2 protein-coding genes are annotated in these 1,915 nt (G+C 74.4%); one reads left to right on the top strand and one right to left on the bottom strand.

Going from position 1 to position 1,915, the window contains the following annotated elements:
- Window positions 1-121: 121 nt before the first annotated feature.
- On the bottom strand, window positions 122-1,306 hold the full coding sequence (locus VF665_RS22925; protein WP_331055807.1) for a class I SAM-dependent rRNA methyltransferase: 1,185 nt from the start codon (window positions 1,304-1,306) through the stop codon (window positions 122-124).
- A gap of 137 nt (window positions 1,307-1,443) precedes the next feature.
- Here VF665_RS22925 and VF665_RS22930 point away from each other — a divergent pair.
- On the top strand, window positions 1,444-1,915 hold a 472-nt coding region (locus VF665_RS22930), incomplete at its 3' end, for a hypothetical protein (RefSeq protein ID WP_331055808.1).

Below are 1,915 nucleotides of genomic sequence, written 5' to 3' on the forward strand. Positions count from 1 at the left end.
GTGCCCGGTGCCAAGTGCCCGGTGCCCAGGCGAATCACCAACCGGGCACTCGGCACTGGGCACTTGAAACTTGGTACTGGGCACTCAGCACTTCGCGCTCAGCACTTCGCACTGTCTTCTCTCATCCCACCCGTGCGATGAACGCCTTGAGATACGCCGTCTCGGGGATGGCGGGATGAATGGGATGGTCCGGGCCCTGGTGCCCTTCCTCCAGAACCTGAAGGTCCCGGCCCAGGCGGCGGCTGGCGCGCAGCATGGCGTCCAGCAGCCCGTCGCGGTGCAGGTGGTAGCTGCACGAGGCGGAGATCAGGATGCCGTCCGGCTCCAGCAGCTCCATCGCCATGGTGTTGGCGCGGCGGTACGCCTCTTCGCCCGCCTTGGCGTCCTTGCGGCGCTTGATGAAGGCCGGGGGATCCACGATCACGGCGCCGAAGCGCTCGCCGTCCGCGGCCATGCGGCCCAGCGCGTCAAAGGCGTCCGCGCGCACGGCGCGCACCCGGTCCGCCGCGCCGTTCAGCGCGGCGTTGCGGGCCACCCACTCCAGCGCGGGGGCGGAGGCGTCCACGCAGACGACCTCCGACGCGCCGGCGGCGGCGGCCTGCACGCCCCAGCCGCCCACGTAGCTGAAGACGTCCAGCACGCGGCGGCCGCGCACGTAGCCGGCCATGCGGGCCCGGTTCATCTGGTGGTCGTAAAACCAGCCGGTCTTCTGCCCGCTCACCGGGGCCTCGAAGGCCACGCCGTTCTCCTCCACCCGCAGCGTCTCGGGCACCGCGCCCCAGGCGGTGCGCACGTACGACTCCAGCCCCTCCAGCGCGCGGCCGGAGGTGTCGTTGCGCAGCAGGATGCCGTCGGGGTTCACCACGTCGCGCAGGGCGGCCACCACCTCGTCCAGCACGCGCTCCATCCCCGCGGTGGTGACCTGCACCACCAGGTGCGGGCCAAAGCGGTCCACCACCAGGCCGGGGAGCCCGTCGCCCTCTCCGAACACCAGGCGGTAGTACGGGGCGGAAAAGACGGACTCGCGCAGGGCCAGCGCGCGGGCCATGCGCCGCCGCAGCAGGTCGCCGTCCAGCGGGCGGTTGCGCTGCCGGCTCACCAGCCGCGCGGCGATCAGGGAGTGCGGATTCACGAACGCGGTGCCCAGCGGCGCCCCGCGTGAATCCTGCACCTCGGCGTGGGCGCCGGGCTCAAAGGCGGCCAGCGGCGTGGCGGCCACGTCCACCTCGTTGCTGAACACCCACAGGTGCCCGGCGCGCAGGCGGCGGTCTTCGTTCTTGCGGAGGCGGAGCGGAGGAAGGCTCATCTCGTGCGTGCGGTTGGCTTGCCGGGGCGGTGTGCGGCCCCCAAGATAGCCGGAGCGCGAACCCGGCGCACGCGGGCCCGGCGCGCCCGCCCGGCCCCGCGCCGGCACGAGAACCGCCCGACGAGGAAAGAACGGCGATGTCCGACGGCAACTCCCGCTCCACTCACGCCGGCGCGGCGGACTCCGGAGCGGAACCCTGGCAGGCGCGCGCCCGCCGCCTGGAGGCGGTGTGCCGGTTTGCGGCCCGCATTGCCGGAGAAACGGAGCCGGAGCGCATCTGGAGCCGCCTGCACGAGTGCCTGCCGGAGCTGGTGGAGGCACAGGGCGCCGCGCTCGCCACGCCCCTGCTGCCGGAGACGCGCACCTTTGCCGTCCCGGACGCCTCGTTCACGGCGGACGAGCTGGCCGGCGCGGTGGGGGACGGCGCGGAGCCCGGGCGCGTGCAGGTGGGCGGCGGCGCGGGGTGGCGCGTGCCGCTGGGCGCGGAGTGCGAGGGCGCGCTGCTGGTGGCGTGGAGCGACCCCGCCGCCGCGGACGACGAGGCGCGCGGCGCGGTGGAGCGGGTGGCGGCGCAGACCGCGGCGGGGCTGGCCAACGCGCGGGCCTACG

Source organism: Longimicrobium sp. (assembly GCF_036387355.1).
Classification (GTDB): domain Bacteria; phylum Gemmatimonadota; class Gemmatimonadetes; order Longimicrobiales; family Longimicrobiaceae; genus Longimicrobium.

Coding starts and splice junctions, on each gene's coding strand:
- VF665_RS22925 (WP_331055807.1), bottom strand. CDS start 1,306: ATGAGCCTTCCTCCGCTCCGCCTCCGCAAGAACGAAGACCGCCGCCTG.